The organism is Sphingobacterium sp. LZ11T8 (genome assembly GCF_024261425.1).
In the GTDB taxonomy this organism is placed as follows: domain Bacteria; phylum Bacteroidota; class Bacteroidia; order Sphingobacteriales; family Sphingobacteriaceae; genus Sphingobacterium.
In genome coordinates this window covers 925820-943602 of the sequence record NZ_JANBZY010000001.1, presented here as the reverse complement: position 1 = coordinate 943602, position 17783 = coordinate 925820, and the positions used below count along the sequence as shown (strand labels likewise).

Annotated in this window: 13 protein-coding genes; 8 read left to right on the top strand and 5 right to left on the bottom strand. The window is 32.8% G+C overall.

The window, feature by feature from the left end; genetic code table 11:
- Positions 1-722 precede the first annotated feature (722 nt).
- The 5 genes from NLF99_RS04015 (at position 723) to NLF99_RS03995 (ending at position 4325) form a co-directional block, all read left to right on the top strand.
- Positions 723-992, top strand: a complete 270-nt coding sequence (locus tag NLF99_RS04015; protein ID WP_254526795.1) for a hypothetical protein — start codon at positions 723-725, stop codon at positions 990-992.
- Positions 993-1700: 708 nt separating this feature from the next.
- Positions 1701-2153, top strand: a complete 453-nt coding sequence (locus NLF99_RS04010; protein ID WP_099367470.1) for a JAB domain-containing protein — start codon at positions 1701-1703, stop codon at positions 2151-2153.
- 425 nt (positions 2154-2578) lie between these two features.
- Entirely contained in the window at positions 2579-3091 is a 513-nt protein-coding gene (locus NLF99_RS04005; RefSeq protein ID WP_185212118.1) for a hypothetical protein, read from the top strand.
- Between the two features lie 5 nt (positions 3092-3096).
- Positions 3097-3495 (top strand): hypothetical protein, encoded by a 399-nt coding sequence (locus NLF99_RS04000; RefSeq protein ID WP_185212119.1) that lies wholly within the window; start codon positions 3097-3099, stop codon positions 3493-3495.
- Between the two features lie 203 nt (positions 3496-3698).
- Positions 3699-4325, top strand: a complete 627-nt coding sequence (locus NLF99_RS03995) for a hypothetical protein (protein ID WP_254526794.1) — start codon at positions 3699-3701, stop codon at positions 4323-4325.
- Between the two features lie 76 nt (positions 4326-4401).
- Here the strand turns inward: NLF99_RS03995 and NLF99_RS03990 are convergent, their stop codons facing one another.
- Positions 4402-7935, bottom strand: a complete 3534-nt coding sequence (locus NLF99_RS03990; RefSeq protein WP_254526792.1) for an SIR2 family protein — start codon at positions 7933-7935, stop codon at positions 4402-4404.
- A 1142-nt stretch (positions 7936-9077) separates the two neighbouring features.
- On the opposite strand from NLF99_RS03990, the gene NLF99_RS03985 reads away from it, so the two are divergent.
- A complete protein-coding gene (locus NLF99_RS03985) occupies positions 9078-11450 on the top strand; it encodes an AAA family ATPase (RefSeq protein WP_254526791.1) in 2373 nt (790 codons plus the stop codon).
- A 242-nt stretch (positions 11451-11692) separates the two neighbouring features.
- Here NLF99_RS03985 and NLF99_RS03980 read toward each other — a convergent pair whose 3' ends face one another.
- The 3 genes from NLF99_RS03980 to NLF99_RS03970 all read right to left on the bottom strand — a co-directional run bounded on the left by NLF99_RS03980 (position 11693) and on the right by NLF99_RS03970 (position 14465).
- The gene (locus NLF99_RS03980) at positions 11693-12328 is read right to left on the bottom strand and encodes an HD domain-containing protein (RefSeq protein ID WP_254526789.1); all 636 of its coding nucleotides are present in this window, start codon (positions 12326-12328) and stop codon (positions 11693-11695) included.
- Positions 12329-12401: 73 nt separating this feature from the next.
- Entirely contained in the window at positions 12402-13772 is a 1371-nt protein-coding gene (locus tag NLF99_RS03975) for a Gfo/Idh/MocA family protein (RefSeq protein WP_254526788.1), read from the bottom strand.
- 21 nt (positions 13773-13793) lie between these two features.
- Positions 13794-14465, bottom strand: a complete 672-nt coding sequence (locus NLF99_RS03970) for a DUF1080 domain-containing protein (RefSeq protein WP_254526787.1) — start codon at positions 14463-14465, stop codon at positions 13794-13796.
- Positions 14466-14758: 293 nt separating this feature from the next.
- On the opposite strand from NLF99_RS03970, the gene NLF99_RS03965 reads away from it, so the two are divergent.
- On the top strand, positions 14759-15064 hold the full coding sequence (locus NLF99_RS03965) for a hypothetical protein (protein WP_254526785.1): 306 nt from the start codon (positions 14759-14761) through the stop codon (positions 15062-15064).
- Between the two features lie 202 nt (positions 15065-15266).
- On the opposite strand, the gene NLF99_RS03960 is transcribed toward NLF99_RS03965, so the two are convergent.
- Positions 15267-16829, bottom strand: coding sequence for a calcineurin-like phosphoesterase C-terminal domain-containing protein (locus tag NLF99_RS03960; RefSeq protein WP_254526784.1), 1563 nt, complete (start codon positions 16827-16829; stop codon positions 15267-15269).
- 713 nt (positions 16830-17542) lie between these two features.
- Between NLF99_RS03960 and NLF99_RS03955 the strand changes: the two genes are divergently transcribed.
- Positions 17543-17725 (top strand): hypothetical protein, encoded by a 183-nt coding sequence (locus tag NLF99_RS03955; protein WP_185212709.1) that lies wholly within the window; start codon positions 17543-17545, stop codon positions 17723-17725.
- Positions 17726-17783 lie beyond the last annotated feature (58 nt).

Here is a 17783-nt window from a genome sequence, read left to right as displayed (position 1 = left end):
CAATATGTGCGCCCTCTTTTAGAAGCTTTTCCTTAATCATTTTAATTAATTCCTTAACCCTCGTAAAGAAATCAATAATTGGTTTGGTACTCATAACTTTATTTCTGCCTATGACAATAACAATGCTAAAATCATTAACATCAGCGTAAATGATATTTTAAAAAAATCAATTATTATTAATGTCATCGGATCCTTATAATCCTCCTCCTCAGTCTCATAGATATATATCTTTTCAAATTTTTTGTAAGACGTTTTTAATTCTTCGATTTTCTTTTTTAAATACAAAGCTTCCACAATCAATTTTTAACGCAAATTTTAACTATTGTTTAAAACATGGTAACTTAACATCACTAAGCCGTCGTATTAAATAAGTGTTTTACAAAAACACTTTTAATCAATCGATATTGGTTAATATCCTGTAAATCTTAACGTTAGTTTGGTTGAACAAAATTTTGTGCAATATCGGATAAAAAACTCTTTTTATTAGAATAAATTATAAAAAAACATCAATTTACTGTGAAATAATATATATTTTCGCTTTTGTAAAACAATTATTTTAAGTAATATTTGCAGTTAGTTTAAAGTGAATTAGGAATATCCTGGATTTTTGTTCAGGATATTTCTAAATATTTTGAGGCTTTTAAAATGAGCCATTCAACTTTTGTTGATACCATAAAATCCACCAAACCGTAAAATGTATTTCTATTTAATTTTGACTTTCAATGAAGAATGAAGAACTATTAATAAATCAAGCGAATTCCTTGATATTAGATCTTACGATTGCATTCGGTAAAGACCTACCTCCCATTGAAAATTTAAATCATCTGCATAAATCTGTAAGAAAAATAATTACCCCAGATTCTATGGAAGATACCAATGAACAATTAAACATATCTCTCGGAAGTATGTTTACTATTTTTCTTGAAAATGACACTACCATAATTGTGGATTCATCATATTTTGAACTATCCCAATATTTCAAAAAACCATAATAAAATAGCCATCTACCTTGAGATGGCTATCAGTTACCAAATTTTACAAATCTAAAATATATGGGATAAATATCTTTCTATTATTTGTCTTAGTAAATACCTAAGTCTAGGTATTTATTCAAAAATTCACTTTCATCATGGAATTTAAATAACCTTTTCCAACATAAACGAGTAAGAACCCCTTGGAAGTCACTCACCAAGGGACTCTTACTTTAGGCTAGATTGAAGAACAGAACCTCAAACTAAAAAAAATTAGTGAGGCAATTATGAAAAACAATTTACAATCTAACTATTAAAAAATTATTTTGTTTTATTAATAATTATAAATCACTATTGATAATGGTTAAAAGTGCGATTTAAGACGTTTACGTAATTAAAATTAAATTTTTATTTATCAGGCATTATTTAAACTTACTTTTTCATTTATAATCTTTATATTTATGCGTCCAAAACGTTAATTTTTAAATTACTTTTAATAATTAGGTGTTTTAGGGTTAACATTTATCCCTCGATCCATTCGGGGGATATTTTTTATTCCAATAGTTTGTTCCTTTTTATAAGGTTTAAATTTAATTCTTGATATCTTCGGATTCAGAAAAAAGCCCCCTCCCTCACATTATAGGGGGTATCTTTCCCTTGAAAGGTGTCTATAAACATCCCCCACGACTGTGCTGATATAAAATCCATATTCATTTTAACAACATCAGCATGAAAAATCTATTAAACGTATCAGAAATCAAAGTCGAATTTAAACCTAAATTCAAGCTTTCTCAATGTCCCACGGTTTCAAAATCGAATGAAGCCTATGACGTTTTGATCCAAGTCTGGGACAAAGGCCTAATGTCATTCCTTGAAGAGTTCAAGATCATATTGCTAAACAACGCAAACAGGGTTCTGGGAGTTGTTGACATAGCAATGGGAGGTAAGGACTTTGTACCAGTTGACATGAAGGTCATCTTCTCCATAGCTCTGAAAGCTTCTGCTTCAAAGATTATTTTGGCGCATAACCATCCTTCGGAAAAGTTAAAAGCAAGCTCACATGATATTGCAATCACAAAAAAAGCGGTCGAATGCGGAAAGCTTTTGGATATAGAGGTCTGCGATCATCTCCTGATGTCATCGGATTCCTACATGAGTTTAAGAGATGAAGGATATTTCTAAACGAATATGAATAATTCTTATCTTTGAAAAAGTAAAAATATTAAAGAAATTAAGCGTTAGCTTGAAGTTCTTGTGAAAGAGAAAACCTAGGAAATTTTCAATTTGCACAACAAGGACGGATAGGGTAACGTTCTACGCTATATATGAGCGTGGGACGTGCCTATCTGTTTGTTTGTGCAGGGTTCTCCTAGGTACCTCTCTCAGCAACAGCTCTAGGTTACGTCCCACGCTTTCTATTTATTAACCCGTTGATCTTTGGAACTTGATTGACACATAACAACTTTATTTGTTTAATTACGGTTTACCGTATTTGTTTATTATTAACTCGTTTTACTTTTGAAAGCGTTAACTGTTGTTTTGTCCCACGCTTTCTATTTATTAACCTTTCGAATTTGGACTATTCGATATTTAAATTAATTTAAGATATGATATTTTCTACAAACTCTGTTACTGGAATTATTTTCAATGATTTCATATTTAAAGGTCCTTCTTTTATAATAAAGAAGTTGAATGATATCGGCGGGAATATTATCGATGATATTTACGAAGGAAAAAAAATTAAATCAGGATATATTAGTCACTCAATGTTTGTTTCTAATGGGGAATTAATAAATGAATTATTAACGGCATCTGGTATTCAGCCTAATAATAGTCATTTCACGTTTGTTCCCAACAATCTTTTGGATGGACAAAATTTAGTTTCTTTAATTTTACTTATGGATCCAAGCATGTCTCCTGAATTTGGATTATTTGCGATGAAGCTCAAAGAGAATAAATTTGATATAGTTGTTGATCAAGAAAATAAATTTGTTGCATTAACAGATAAATATATTGAAAATGTTGGTAGAATTCAATTTCAAGCCATAGAGCTTCCAAATTCTTGGTTTAAATTTGTTTTACATATTAAACCTACTACTTCATTTAGAAATAAAATTTAAATACTATGGGTTTTTTTGACAATTTTTTCAAAGGTGACCAATTGAGTCATTATCAACAAGAGTTAGCAGAGCGATTAAATAAGATTATGCTAGTAACTTTCGAATGGGAACAAAAAGGAGAAAGTTTTAAAAGTAATGATTTAATTGAATTAGGGAATGTTATTAGGAATAATTTTGAACCATCTTTAGATTTATACATTAAATGTAAAAAATTAGGTGCTCATAGAAATTTTACATTTAAAAATAGGTCTCTTCCAATACCACCATATCCATTAGATTTTATTGTTTTTAACACTCTGCATACAACTTTGAATATTGCAAGTGAGATTGCTTCTAGGAATAGTAATTTTCCTGAATTGATTCATCCTAGTTCAATTCAAAAATTCATGAAACAAGTTTATTAGCAATCTTTTATCAATTGAAAGGATTATGAGGTGAATAATAATTTAAGGTTTGTTGATGTTTTACTCACGCTTATAACCAGGTTTACTGCCTAATCTTAACTTAATTAAGTTCTAGCTGTATAATTACAGGGGAATATGTTAAATAACAGATTGATTATAATCTCAGTCAATCTGTTATTGTTTTTTTTAATTGAACTATCAATATGGATACTATAGATTTTGATTTCAAAACATCTGGTTATGAATTAACAGGTGAGCCAGAAGATGAATTTTTATACAATGGAAAATCCTATGGTTGTATAGCAGGGTGTCCTGCAATTAAAATACCAGAGGATAAACCCGTGGAATTCAAAAATTCAATGGTTTATATCGATTCTGCATACCATGCACCATATACATGTAAATGGAAAATTGAAAATGGCAAACTCTATTTAATAGGGCTTAACGGCACAATTGTAAATTCTTGTTCAGATAAACCAAATGATATTGATGATTATAAATCAATTGACCTAAATTATTTGTATCCAGAGCATAAGGAAGTTTTTGTGGATTGGTATTCTGGAAAGATCAGCTTAGTATCGGGCTTCTATGAGATTATCAGATATAGTAAGGATGGAAAACGAGTATTCCCTAAGGTTCTTCAGTTAAGCTTTGAAAGTGGAAAATTAATAAAGGAAGAAATGGAATATACTGCTGTACCAATTCGAGATAAAATATTTGAATTTATGAAGATCCTAAGTGTACCACTGGTTTTAATTTTTATGATTATATATCTCCCTTTTGATTGGCTTTATGGAAAATTAAAGATTATTATAATAAAATACCTTTGAATAATGTTTTTGAATTTAAGTATGAATATTTATTTATAATAATTTTCAATTTTCCTAATTTATTTTTCCAAACCAACTAAGCATTAATTAAATTCTTTTCTTTAAACCTTTTCTCCCATACTTCGTTATGTTTATTTACAAAGGTTTCTAATCTATCATCTGAGTAAAAGTCATATGAAAAAATATAATCATTATGACTGTTTTTGTTTAAATTACTAAATAAATGATATTGATATTGATAAAAGTATTTTTTGCTTAAATCCAATCCTTCACTTAAATATTTTAAATATTCCATATTTTCTGAATTTTTTAAAAAAATACAATAAAAGTATAGTGCTTCTAAATAATAGTATTTAATGTGGAATAAATTTTTTAATGCGCTTTTGTAAAGTTTATTCTTCTCCTCTTCTGACCCTGAAATTGAAGCTAACATTAAATCCTTCAAGCCTCTTGTATAAGGATTGGTTACAACAAGTTTTTTAATAGCATTTTTATCTAATTCAATAACTTTTGAGAGGGTATAAGTAGATTGCATAATTTCCAAATGTTGTTCAAGAAATAATGAATCAATATAATCAGTTAGGCTTTTTATATCCAATTGATTAAACATTAGTTCGTATTCAAAATAGTAAAATCCATCTCTTTTTCTAGAAATAATGGTTGGAATACCTAAATAGAAAAAACTGGAGTCTGAATAGTGAGAATAATTTTCATTTTTAATAAATGCCTTAATTAAACTTAAAGTGTATCCCTCCATATCATGTATATTTGCAATAATATCTTTATAATTCTCTTCAATCAAATCTTCATCTTTATTATTTCTAGATTCTAATTCGTTGGGATTGTAATAATTACATAATTCGGAATATGAATTCTCGAATTCCTCAAAATAATAAATCTTTGCAAGTTTTATCACTTCAATTAATGTTCCTGCATAAGGCAAATCACTAAAGTAGTCTTGAATAGAATCAATTTTGTGGTAGAATTCTTTGATTTGTCTATCATTAACAATAAATTGTTGAATTTCATCGATATAATTAAGTAAATATTTTTTTCCTGGAACTGGTCCGTTTTCCTCTAAAGGAATATTAGGTATATATGTAAATACATTTAACATGTTGTTTTTAAAATGATTATAAATTTTTAATGCTTCTGAGGTGCTTTTTCTTTTTTCAATAAACCTAAGGACATCTAGTAAATAACAATTAAATAAATATGCATCCATACAATATTTTTGTTTCGTCTCCTTCGATCTTTTAGAAAATTGATATTCTGCAAATCTTCTAATAATTGGCTGAAGTTGTAATGTGCCATTATAATCTTCTACAAGGGATTTATCTCTTAAGACTCTTAACTCTTTATCACTAATATTATTAGTTGAATTACTTTTCTCAAAGCACTTTTTAAAATTTGTCAAACTGATTCCGTCAGGAAAAATACTTAAAAGTTCAAATGCAATCTTTTCTTTAGCATTTAAGGTTGCATAGGAATAGTTTATTGATTGGTAAATAGATTTTGTTCTTTCGATATTTAAATCTTCTTTATTTTTAAATACTAAGGTGAAATCTTCATTCAAAGATTCAAAAAAATGCTCCTTAATTTGAACACTGAGCTCCTCAATATGTTTAAATCTTGTTCTTGATTTTGTTACTAATTTTATTGCTAGTGGATTATTATTTAATAAATCCTCTAAAATTTCAGTTCGTAAAATTCTAATTTCTTCTTCACTAATAATTTTTCCGTAATCACGTTCAAATAAAGATAGAGCATCATCTGTTGATAATGGGGCTAAAGAATATAGGTCTTCAAAATCATCTAATTTTGAAATTTTTTCTCTTGAAGTAATTACAATGTTTGCAAAATCAGTAACAAATTTTAATAAATCAATACTTTGATCATATGCTTTATCTTGTAAAGAATTTGCAACAGTTTCAAAATTGTCTAAAATAACAAGAGAATCAATCTTTCTTGAACTATAATTTTCTATTAAATATTCTTTAAAATTTATTATGTTTCTTAAATTGAAAGCTTCAATAATCAATTCTTCAAAATCTTCAAAACTTTTTATATTTTCACAAGAATTAAACGAAACCCCTTCTTTAAAATAGCCCCTATTGTACATTTCATAAGCAACTTTTTTGATAAGAGTGGTTTTTCCAGTTCCACCTGAAGCTTTAATATTTAAAACTTTATTACTTCTTTTTATTCCTTGTATTTTTGAGATAATTGAAGATTGTTCTTCGATTCTACCAATGATATTTTTTAACGATTTTTCTCCAATGTCTAAAACTCTATTTGCTGAATAAATCGATGATTTTTTAGAATTTCCTTTGTTGAATTCTAAAATCGATAGAAACGATAAACCTATGGTTATATGTTCGTCTGATGTGAAGTCCAAATTTTTACTCCTTAAACCTTTGAAAATAAACCGTTTTATTACAGATCTTTTATATGTCGATATATTAATCGTATTGAAACCAGGAACTAAATCAATTTTATCATTTGTAATAAATATTATGGGAATTCTATCATTTGGAACATGATAACAAATTTCTTCTGATGATATTAAATCACTTTTTTGATTGTCATCCTCTATATAAAGTTTGTCTTTAAAAACTTTAGTAATGATGATTAAAATATCATAGTCATCAATTGATTCTAATGTTCTTGCATCTAAAAAGCCTGTATGGAGCTCAATATCTAATTCTTCTAAGCAATTTTCAATTGAATATATCTCTGGATCAAAAATTATATCTAAGGGCTCTGGTCTTAATAAAGCGATTTTTGGTTTTTTTACTATTTCACTTGATAATTTGTTAATGGGAGAGTTCTTCTGCTGGTTTTTTATTTCTAAACATTTATCAAAAAAGGAGTCGATATCATTGTCGTAATCCATAATTGGAATAGCTGTTAGATATTTATATTTCTCAAATTCATGTTCATCTTTAGTTAAAACAAAATGACGGTTGTTATTCTGAAAAACATTATCAAGATTGGAAAATATATAATTAATATCGGGGTCATTAAAACTAAATCCAACAAATATTATAGTTTTATCAATAAAAATTGCCTTTAGTTTTTCTTTAATTGAAGAATCTGAGTCGTAAATCTTTAAATAATCTTTACTAAAAATCAAACAATTATCTGGCTCTGTATAGCAACCATGAATTTTAAAAATATAAGGTTTTTCTGATTGGCTAATATTGCTAATATTAAAATCAGATGTACTTTTAGCTGGTATAATGCTATTTAATGAAGCTTGTTCAAATGCATTATCATAGTTTGTTGTTATTATTGAACCGGTAAGGTTTAAGATTTTCTTATGTAATGTTAAATTTTCCTGTATATCAATATTGAAATTTTTTTGTATATATGATCGAACTATTTTATGCTCACCTTGGATTTTGTCTAAAACTTCTATAGGTTTTAATAACCCACTCTCTAAAACCGGTATCAAATCACTGAATGTTTTGTTATCAATTTCATTTATTACATTCTTTACCAAATCCTTCCATGAAGGAAGAGCAAATTTTGCTGATAGACCAGATCCAGCAAAAATTACAAGTTTATTTTTACTAATTGCATTTTGAATCTGAGAAGGTATGTTCATATTTTACACTAAATTTTTGGTTAATATAAATTTGGTTGGTAATAAGGCATTCCACTCACCATTATAGGGGAATAAGATACGCCAAACCAAGATATAAATAAATTGTGTACTTACACAATCTATTTATATTGCTTCGCAGTTTGTCATACTTATTTCTTCTATAATGATTCGTTTCATAAAAGTTTCTTTGTCTTTTAACTAGGTATTGCATACCTGGTTAAAATCCAACAACTTTTCGAGTTTGGCTCGCCTGCTGATCACTCAGGCTTCGATGTTGTCACTATTTTTGATATTCCCATCGCACAATCCGTTCTCAAAAATACCGCCAACAGTCTTCGTATACTTCGTATATATCGTTGAATCATGCTTGCGCATTTCTCTTCAACGACCTTCGTTCAACTCGCAGTCGGCGAGCTTATGAGGTTACAAAAAATCTAATGGGGTACTTACATAAATATTTTGTATCTGAAACAACACCTATTCTATAAATAGGAAATACAATTTTTGATCTGTAAATTGTACTAAATGAAAGGAGGTAAATTAAAAACAAATTGCGAGAACAACAGCGAGAACAGGAGGCTTTTTAAAGCTATTTAAACACAGATTTATTAACAAATTTAAAATTTACCGAACAAGCAATATTTGAAACTAAAAATTTGATAATCAGTAATATATTAGAAAGAAATAATGGAAATAAATGTCGATTAAGAGTCTGTTGCTCTACCAACTGAGCTACGAAGTCTTTTGATGAATCAAAGGTACAAGTCATCACAAAAAAATCAAATAAATTCTATAGTTTTTTGAACTTTTCTGACATTCTACACATTTTCCCTCCTTAAATGCTTAACAGTAATTTTTGATGTTTCTTGCGAGGCAAATTCTGGACTTGCAAATTCTCAAAGGGGAGTCAATTGAAAATTTTAATGTCCGGCTTCGTTTATATTTTAACTTTTGCTAGAACTGAAAGAATTTGATTTTGATGTTTGCAATCACTTGATTGTTTGAAATATATTGCGGTATAGTTTGAAGGATTAAATGAATTATTAATTTCATCCCTCAAACTTAATAATTTTACCTTGTTAAGTCTCTAAAATATAGATATTTTTGAGACTATTGATCAGGGAACCATTATTGACTATAATATGAAACTAAAACACATCTCAGATTATTTATCCATCAAAAAGTTTAATGATATAGAAATAAGTGATTTTACTGTTATTACAGGGATTAACGGTGCTGGAAAATCTCATTTCTTAAACGCAATTGATAAAGGAAATATTACGATTGAAGGTATAGATTCAGAAAATATAATCTTATATAATTATAATGATTTTAATGTTTATAACATTGATTTAAATTATAGAGATTCCCAAACATCAAGTATAAAACAAAGACAACAAGCTTATATAGATAAATCAAATTCATCAAATGTAAAATTCCAAGAAAAAAGAAATAATATAATAAGTTCTTTCAAAGTTAACAGAAATTACGGTTCTATATATTTAGATGAAGATTTGATTTATAATATGCAAAATTTAGGTCTTCTTGATTGGTCAGATGAAGATAAAGATTATTATCTAACTTTTGATATGAATAATCCAGATACTTCAAAAGTTGATTATTATAAATTTGTAAATTTTCAATCTCTAATTTCAAGGTATGAAGTACATAATATTGAGGATTTAGATAAATTTATTGAATTCTTTAAAGATACAACTTCAAAAGTACAAGCACTTACTATAATTAGAAATTATGGCTATAGTAAGGAATTAAAATCTCTTAATGAAACTAAATTTCAAGAAGTATTTGACGTTATTAGATTAACTCCTCCATTTGATTTCGGGGATGTAGAAATTAGAAATAAATACCCTCATTTCATTTTAGATATTATTTATTATTTAAGGGATTCAACACAATTTTTTAATAGTATTAATCCAACACAATTTGTTAAGGATTTAAAAGAAGTTTATAAGGAAGTTGAAGAATATTATAAATCTCAATTAGATGAATATACATTAAAACAAATTCAAAGTGTTAATGGAGATAATGTACTTGATTCCATATCATTTGATAATGGTTTTTTTAATTTACATGATATTGCCCAGGAAGAGAAAAGCTTTCAACTCATTATAAAACAAAATGATATAAACAAATTTCTTAAATCTGAAGGTCAATATGTTCATACATTTACTAATGAGGAATTGAAAGATAATTTTGGAGAATCACCAATTAAAATTTTAAATGATATTTTAAATGAATATGATGTAAATGGTTATGAATTTAGAAATTCTGAATTACATTTAGATATCCACAATGGCATGCTAAACCAAAATATCCATGTGTATTTATTTAATAAGACTGAAAATTTTCAAACTCATTTAGACGCCCTTTCTTCAGGGGAAAAAACACTGCTCGCTTTAGCTTTCTCTGTATATAAATTAACAAAAAAGAAAGTTATTGCAAAGGTCTTATTGTTGGACGAATTAGATTCTGCCTTGCATCCTTCAATGTCAAAAAGGTTGATTAATGTTTTACATAATTATTTTCATAAAGTACTTGGTATTAAAATCATTATCTCAAGTCATTCACCTTCTACAATAGCGTTTTCACCTGATGATAGTTTATATATTATAAAAAAAGGAGATTCAGAAAAATTATTACATCATGTAAGTAAAGATGAGGCATTAAAAGAATTAACAATTGGAGTTCCTTCTTTCAGTATTAATTATGAAAATAGAAAACAAGTATTTGTTGAAAGCAAATATGATGTCGAATATTATAGTGCTATCAATGATATTTTTAAAGACTATTTAAACAAGGAAATTTCACTGAACTTTATTGCTTCTGGCGATGTCCAAAAAGATAAAAATGGTCAACCAAAATCAAACTGTGATGTTGTAAAAGAGATAGCAAAAACCTTAAGAAAAGCAGGTAATAATTCCATTTATGGTATTATTGATTGGGATTTAGCTAAATCAAAAGATGAAAATTCATATATCATTACCCTTGGTTATAATTCTAGATATAGTATAGAAAATTATATTTTTGATCCATTATTTGTAGGAGTTTTTCTTTTGAAAGAAAAAATAATAAAACCTGATTATTTTGGTTTTGACGATAAATTTAGTCTTCAATCTCTTCTTAATTTAACAAAGGATCAATGTCAAACTATTATTAATAAAATATGTGAAAGAATCAAAGATGAAATTACGCAAGAAAAGATAATAAGTGTCATTAATGACAGTTATCCGGGAACAATTATGGATACTAATTTTTCAGAATTAAATTCATATAAGACTATTCATGGGCTTGAATTACAAATTCCATATTTTATTAAAGTATTACAAGGACATAAATTAGAAGAATATTTAACAGAAATTTTCCCGAAATTTAAAGCATATTCTAAAGGAAGAGAAGATTTATTAAAAAAGGAATTTATCAAAATTGTGATGGAAGATTTTATTAACTATACTCCTTCAGATTTATTAGATGTGCTTTTAGAAGCTCAAAAATAGATTAAATAGTTTGGTTATAAGGAATTCCTCTCCCACAGTCCTTTTTCAAAAACACCTCATACAATCTTCGTATCATAGTATATATCATTGAATCACGCCTTTTAATTTCATTCATCCTAAATAAGTCTAATCAAACTACATGATCTTGTTCAATATCAGCATTCATTTCGAAGGCCATTGAACCGATCTACTTAAGTAAAAATCTCATCCATTAAAATAAATCAATTCCGAATCCACTTCCCTTACGAAAATTGAGAAATCGCTCTGATCTTAATCTCTGAAACATCCAAACCAGCTCCCCTAAGCTTTTCTTCTGCTTCCTGCTCGATTAAGTCTTTCAACATCGCAAAGGTTTCATCAAACTGCACATGCTTACCTATTACAAATGACAGATCATATTCAATCTCTTCCCAAGTAGTAATATCGGCATGATTATGTTGAAGTTGAACTTCTAGCTTATCTATTGCATTGGCCACTTTTGCTTCAAAGGTCTCTTTCTCCTCGAATTCATAGAACAAATGGTATATCTCTTCACCATTGCTAGCAGCTAGTTTTTTACGGAGATTATTGATGGCTAATTCCTCTTTGTGTTGCTTTATTTTTCTGATTTCAGGATTACGGATTTGGTCGAGCACAGAGACATCACCAGCTTCAGCTTCCACTAGATCATGGATTATGATCATTTTCAATAAACGAGCCATATCGACCTGTTGATCCAACAATGGTTCAAGCAAAACCGCCATTAAGGACATGCGCCAAGTATGCTCGGCAACACTCTCTTGTCTACCATTAGACAACCAGCTGTGCCTAAGTTCAAACTTTAACTTTTCTGCTAACTTCAGGACTTCCAAAATTGCAACCAATTGCTCTTTTTTCATATTGTTTGTTGTTTCATTAAATTTAATAAATCAAGACGAAACAAAAAACAACTTTTCTGAGGCAATAATTCCCCTACCCAAAACCTTTCACTTCCCAACCTTTCCTATATTTCCTCTTCAAAAACTTATCCGCTTCCGGAGCATTTGGGAATTTCAAATTCACTGCATCCCATTCCAAGACCTTTCCAGGCACTCTTATCGCTACGGTACCCAATAATATCGCTTCGGTCATCGGACCGGTCTGCGCAAAATGGGATTCCGTTTTCCCCTTTTTCAGACAGGCATCCACATAATGGTGATAATGATTTCTTTCTTCCAACTTAGGGTACTGATGGTCCTTAAACTTGCTCTGCGGCAATAATACCGGTGTTCCGCCATGCGGAATCAACAGGGCCCCTTCCGTACCGACCAACATTGCGGCCTCTTCGGGGTACTTCTCGCCATTATTGAAAAGCGCCTGAACCTCCTTTGGAGGGTAGAACTCACCATCAAACCATTCCAATGGCAGCACTCCTGCGGCTGTTTTCTCATTTCCCGGAAATTGCCAGCTGATATGGTTCCCTTGGGACCAAGTATCTGCCCTGCGTTCAGAGGAATCCTTCCAAGACTCCTGCACTTCGGCGACTACGGAAAGCGGAGCTTTCAAGTCCAAACCTTTCCAGACCGCATCGAAGATATGGCAACCAATATCTCCGGACCAACCTGTTCCGAAATCCTGCCAGGTACGCCAGATTCCAGGATGATAGATGCTCGGCGCAAAAGGGCGCATAGGAGCTGTTCCAATCCACTTATCCCAGTCCAAGGTCGCTGGAACATCATAGGTTTCCTTTGGCCTTGGTCCTTCCAAGCGATAGCCCGCGATCCCCGAACGGTTGGAACATAAATAGGCATGTTTCACCTTTCCGATCAGACCTTCCTTGATCCATTGCACTGCCGTCCGATCGCCGATGGATGAAGCAATCTGTGTCCCTAATTGAGTAACCACTCCTGCCTTTACGGCATGCTTGGTCAGAACCCTGACCTCAGCAACATCATGGCACATCGGCTTTTGGCAATACACATGCTTGCCTGCATCGATGGCGGCCATGGCAATGATAAAATGGTTATGGTCAGGAACCGTTACGTTCACCGAGTCGATGTTCTTTTTCTCCTTTTCGAGCATTTCTCGCCAATCGGTATATAATCTCGCACCGGGAATCTGCTGTCCCGCCTGCTTCAGGTGGTTTTCATCCACATCACATAGGGCAACGATCTCAATATCGGGGTGCGATTTAAACTGCTGCAGGTCATGCCCGCCCATTCCGCCAACGCCAATACAGGCATGTCTCAGTTTCTTGGCAGGAGCATTTGCAAAAGCTTGATCTAGGAAAAATGGTGCAGAGACCGCAACACCCGCCACGGTACGGATAAAATTCCTTCTGGAAGTTAGGTTCTTGTTGTTCATAATTAGAGGCTTAGCTGTTGGTTAGTTTGGAAGTACTTTCACCCGGATATTCTTGAACATGGCCTTGCTTCCCGGATCATGTCCCTGCAGGGCAAAGGTTCCGTGCGAGATAAACTGACCACGTTCAGCATCCTGTTTTAGGTTTGGCTCCACATATTCATATAGCAATTGCCCATTGATCAGGATCCTTACCGTTTTGCCCTTTACGATGATATGTTGGGTGTACCATTGATTGTCCACTGCCGGGGCCTTATCCACATTTACCACATTGTAAAGGCTACCAGACTTCTTCCAATCCGTATGGGTCAGGTTTACCTGTACCTCATGACCTACAGCTGGAAAGCCTTTTTCCTGAAAGTCAGTATGGAAATAGATCCCCGAATTGGAATTCGGGAAAGTCATGACATCGATCTTCAGTTCGAAATTCTTGAAGTCATGGTTATTGACATCCCCATCATAGAATAAGTGCGACACATTACCGTTCACCACAATGGCACCATCTTTCACAGAAAAAGTCTCGGGGTTCTCATTCACCCTCCAGCCGTTCAGGGTCTTCCCGTCAAACAGCGAAATCCAACCTTCATCCTTCTCAGCCGGCGTCTGCGCAGCAGCAGAACCAACACCAAAACATCCAAAAAAACACAGCAAAATCAATGCACAGCATTGATTGGCACTAAATCTCAATATGTTCATATACAATAAATTTTAATTCTTAGGTCTATAAGATAATGCGACGCAAGCCTTTAGCTATCAGGTTTATAGACCCTAATATAAAAAATTAATGAACAGATTGTATATACATGTAGGGTTATTAATTGTAAAAATTGTGGTATAAGGGGGGTATGGGGGTTTGAACCACCCTCCCTGTCATCCTCTATCTTCGGTAGAGGAACTGTACGCTAATATAGACATGGCATCAACATTTGTTTTTTGATTTCCGACTAACCTATAATTAATGCTTTTGTGCCACAGTAGGATTTTCCAAAATGGACTCGGAAAAATGCCAATCTTTCCAATCAAAAACATCATGGATTCCATTGGCGCACTTTCCTGAACCTTCGGTCCAGGATGACAAGAGCCAAGGGAGAAGAAACGTACAGATTCTTCACGAATTGTTCAGAATAAATAATATAAAGGATTCCATTGGCGTACAGTTCCTGAACCTGCGGTCCAGGATGACAAGACCTGAGGGAGAAGAAACGTACGGATTCTTCACTAATTGTTCAGAATCAAAATGCACAAAAGCGGTATTCTTGCTTGTTGCAAAAATTCCGCTTTTGTTATTTTCTTAAAATATTGAATTTATCCTCTGCGGGTAGATCTTGGCCTATCCTCCCATCCCATTAATCCTGGTTCAAAACCCAGATCTTGGCCCATCCTCTCATCCTCGTTGGGCGAGCGGAGTCGAGCCCCATCCTGGTTCAAATCCCCTCACGCTCCCCGTGAAACATTTTTCACAAAAACCTACACCACAGATATTTACATCAAAACCGCTTACTCAACGACCTCAATTTCTTTCTTCGCTGCATGTGTTCTACCGAACATATCTACGGCTTCCACTTCGATGGTATGTTTACCAGCTTTAAGCTTTGGAAGCTTCAATTTCCAAAGGTGGGCTGACTGAACCGGATCGCTAGGTCTTCTGCCGGCAACCAAGGTATTGGCTCCATCATAAGCCAACAGTTCCTTCATATATGCGGGGTCTTCACCTTGAACCCTGTCCATCACGATCCAGTCTGCATTGTCGATCCTATAACGGACCTGATCATTTGCTGAACCTAAGAAGAAGTTGGCATATACATTATAGCGACCTGCATATTTCGCCTTTACCACTGCCGGGCCAAAAAGACCGATGGTATAGCTGTCATCTTTTCCCACAATCTTATAGTCGAATTTATATTGATTTCCATCTACAGATAGGATGGCATACCCTTTAGGCGTACCGTCACGCATGGTCGAAGCGGGGATACCCTGTTCATTTGGAAGACCAGAGTACCAGTCGCCAGAGGTCGTTCCCACATTGTATTCATGGTAAGGTTTGCTACCTGACCAGCCGTGCTCAGTCGTTAAGAAGTTTTGTTGTTGATAATGCGTGTGAGCAGATAGTCCCAAGGTATTCGGGTAGTCCTTTAGGATATCGAAAAGTTGTTTTCTATCTTCCGGACGGAATGATTTGGCATTCTCCGGAAACAATGGGATATGATAAGCAAGGACGATCAGTTTATCCTTAGGGACAAACTTCAGGTCATTGGCTACGAAATCGATCTGATCTTGTCTCAACCCGCCTTGGTATCCTTTTCCTGTTTCTGGATGCGGATAAATAATATCGTCTAGCACGATAAAGTGTGCATTGCCCACATTGAAGGAGTAATTTGCCGGTCCAAAGGATTTCTCAAAACCTTCATCCGCATACTTATCTTCCTTCACATCATAGTTCATATCGTGGTTACCCATCACATTGAACCATGGTAAGCCCATCTGACCGATCGTCTGTTTATAGCTTGGGTGCAAGGTTAGGTCATCACCTACCAAGTCGCCAAGGCTGATCCCAAAAAGAGGACCTTTTCTGGTCTTTGCTTCATTTACCACGCCATTTTTGAAGAACTCCATTTCTTCAGCTGTATAGGCTTGAGGATCGCCAAATACGAAAGCCGTAAAGTTCGCCGGTTCTTCCTTCACCTTTAAGGCAAAGTCTATTGACTTTGGAAGCGGACCGGTTGCCGTTACGCCAGGGTATTTCAAAGCTGGGGCACCGTTTGGTTTATGGATATAATAGAACTTAGGCTGATTGTCGGCATCTACTGGCAATTCATAACCAGAAGGTTTGATCACAAAGATGATGTTGTCGTTATCAACTGGGATCTGATATTTACCGTTCTTGTCCGTTTGTACGACTTCCTTGCCATTACTGACACTTACCCCTGCTAAGCCAGCCTCTTTTTTGTCCAGACGACCGTTTGCATTTGCATCAATAAAGACAGTTCCCTTTGCCATGTCCTGACCGAAAGCTGTTCCTGTCAATAAACATGCTAGCAAAGACCAATATAATTTTTTCATGTGTTTATGGTTGTTTGTCCCAAACATAGGGTATGTAATTAAATAAAAGGTTAAGCCACTGTTAAGTTAATCTTATATTAAAATTCCTCTGTTATTTTCTAAAATACGGAATTATCACCTATTCTGAACTTGGTCTTATTCGGGACATATTCCGAATTTTCGCAATATGTCCCGAATATGGGTCGAACAAGACTAAGCGCACATGGTCAAATTTTTTTCGAATTTTTTATGCTGACGAAGAAAAATTGAAGATGTATTTAATGTTAATAAATGGTATATCCCAAGAATTCAAGCTGGCTATGTCGGGAAGATCCATGCATGAACAGCATCGACAGCGGAGTTATGCACTACGCCTAACCCACAACAAAAAAGGCTGCCTGATCAACAGGCAACCTTCTCAAACAAATATAAATTACAACCTACAAAACGCTTACAGTTTGCTGCAACTGAAGCTGTATGTTTCTCTTTTACTTCAATTTTGAAGTTTTGTCTTTTTCATTCTGGGAGAGTTTTATCGCAAACGTGGTCAAAACCAATGGAATAAGGATTCTCGTTCTTTAAATATTTTAATAATTGCACAAATGTAACCCAGTAATATTTAGAGAATATTAACGAATTATTACCTATTAATTAATATTTGTTCGTTAATGTGGTTTTTTAGCCTTTAACCTCTGGAATTCTGAGATATTTTTCCGATATTAAAATTAACGGATATGAAAAACAACAGACTTGGATTATTGCTGAATTTGGTACTGGCATCCTTTAGCTTCTATATCCTCCTTGATTCTTTGGATAAGGAGATATGGCGGATAATCTGCGCCGGGACTGGCTTCATGGTCTTTGCTACCTTGACCATTCTCCTCATCAGGCAGAATAGGCAACTAAAAAACACCTAATCCAAGCCAAGGATACTAAACTACAAAAGCCCTGAACTCAAGTTTGAATTCAGGGCTT

Bases quoted from the DNA above. Each gene is read 5' to 3' on its own strand.
- NLF99_RS03995 (WP_254526794.1), top strand. From the start codon at position 3,699: ATGGATACTATAGATTTTGATTTCAAAACATCTGGTTATGAATTAACA.
- NLF99_RS04010 (WP_099367470.1), top strand. From the start codon at position 1,701: ATGAAAAATCTATTAAACGTATCAGAAATCAAAGTCGAATTTAAACCT.
- NLF99_RS03955 (WP_185212709.1), top strand. From the start codon at position 17,543: ATGAAAAACAACAGACTTGGATTATTGCTGAATTTGGTACTGGCATCC.
- NLF99_RS03965 (WP_254526785.1), top strand. From the start codon at position 14,759: ATGGACTCGGAAAAATGCCAATCTTTCCAATCAAAAACATCATGGATT.
- NLF99_RS03985 (WP_254526791.1), top strand. From the start codon at position 9,078: ATGAAACTAAAACACATCTCAGATTATTTATCCATCAAAAAGTTTAAT.
- NLF99_RS03975 (WP_254526788.1), bottom strand. From the start codon at position 13,772: ATGAACAACAAGAACCTAACTTCCAGAAGGAATTTTATCCGTACCGTG.
- NLF99_RS04000 (WP_185212119.1), top strand. From the start codon at position 3,097: ATGGGTTTTTTTGACAATTTTTTCAAAGGTGACCAATTGAGTCATTAT.
- NLF99_RS03980 (WP_254526789.1), bottom strand. From the start codon at position 12,328: ATGAAAAAAGAGCAATTGGTTGCAATTTTGGAAGTCCTGAAGTTAGCA.
- NLF99_RS04005 (WP_185212118.1), top strand. From the start codon at position 2,579: ATGATATTTTCTACAAACTCTGTTACTGGAATTATTTTCAATGATTTC.
- NLF99_RS03960 (WP_254526784.1), bottom strand. From the start codon at position 16,829: ATGAAAAAATTATATTGGTCTTTGCTAGCATGTTTATTGACAGGAACA.
- NLF99_RS04015 (WP_254526795.1), top strand. From the start codon at position 723: ATGAAGAATGAAGAACTATTAATAAATCAAGCGAATTCCTTGATATTA.
- NLF99_RS03970 (WP_254526787.1), bottom strand. From the start codon at position 14,465: ATGAACATATTGAGATTTAGTGCCAATCAATGCTGTGCATTGATTTTG.
- NLF99_RS03990 (WP_254526792.1), bottom strand. From the start codon at position 7,935: ATGAACATACCTTCTCAGATTCAAAATGCAATTAGTAAAAATAAACTT.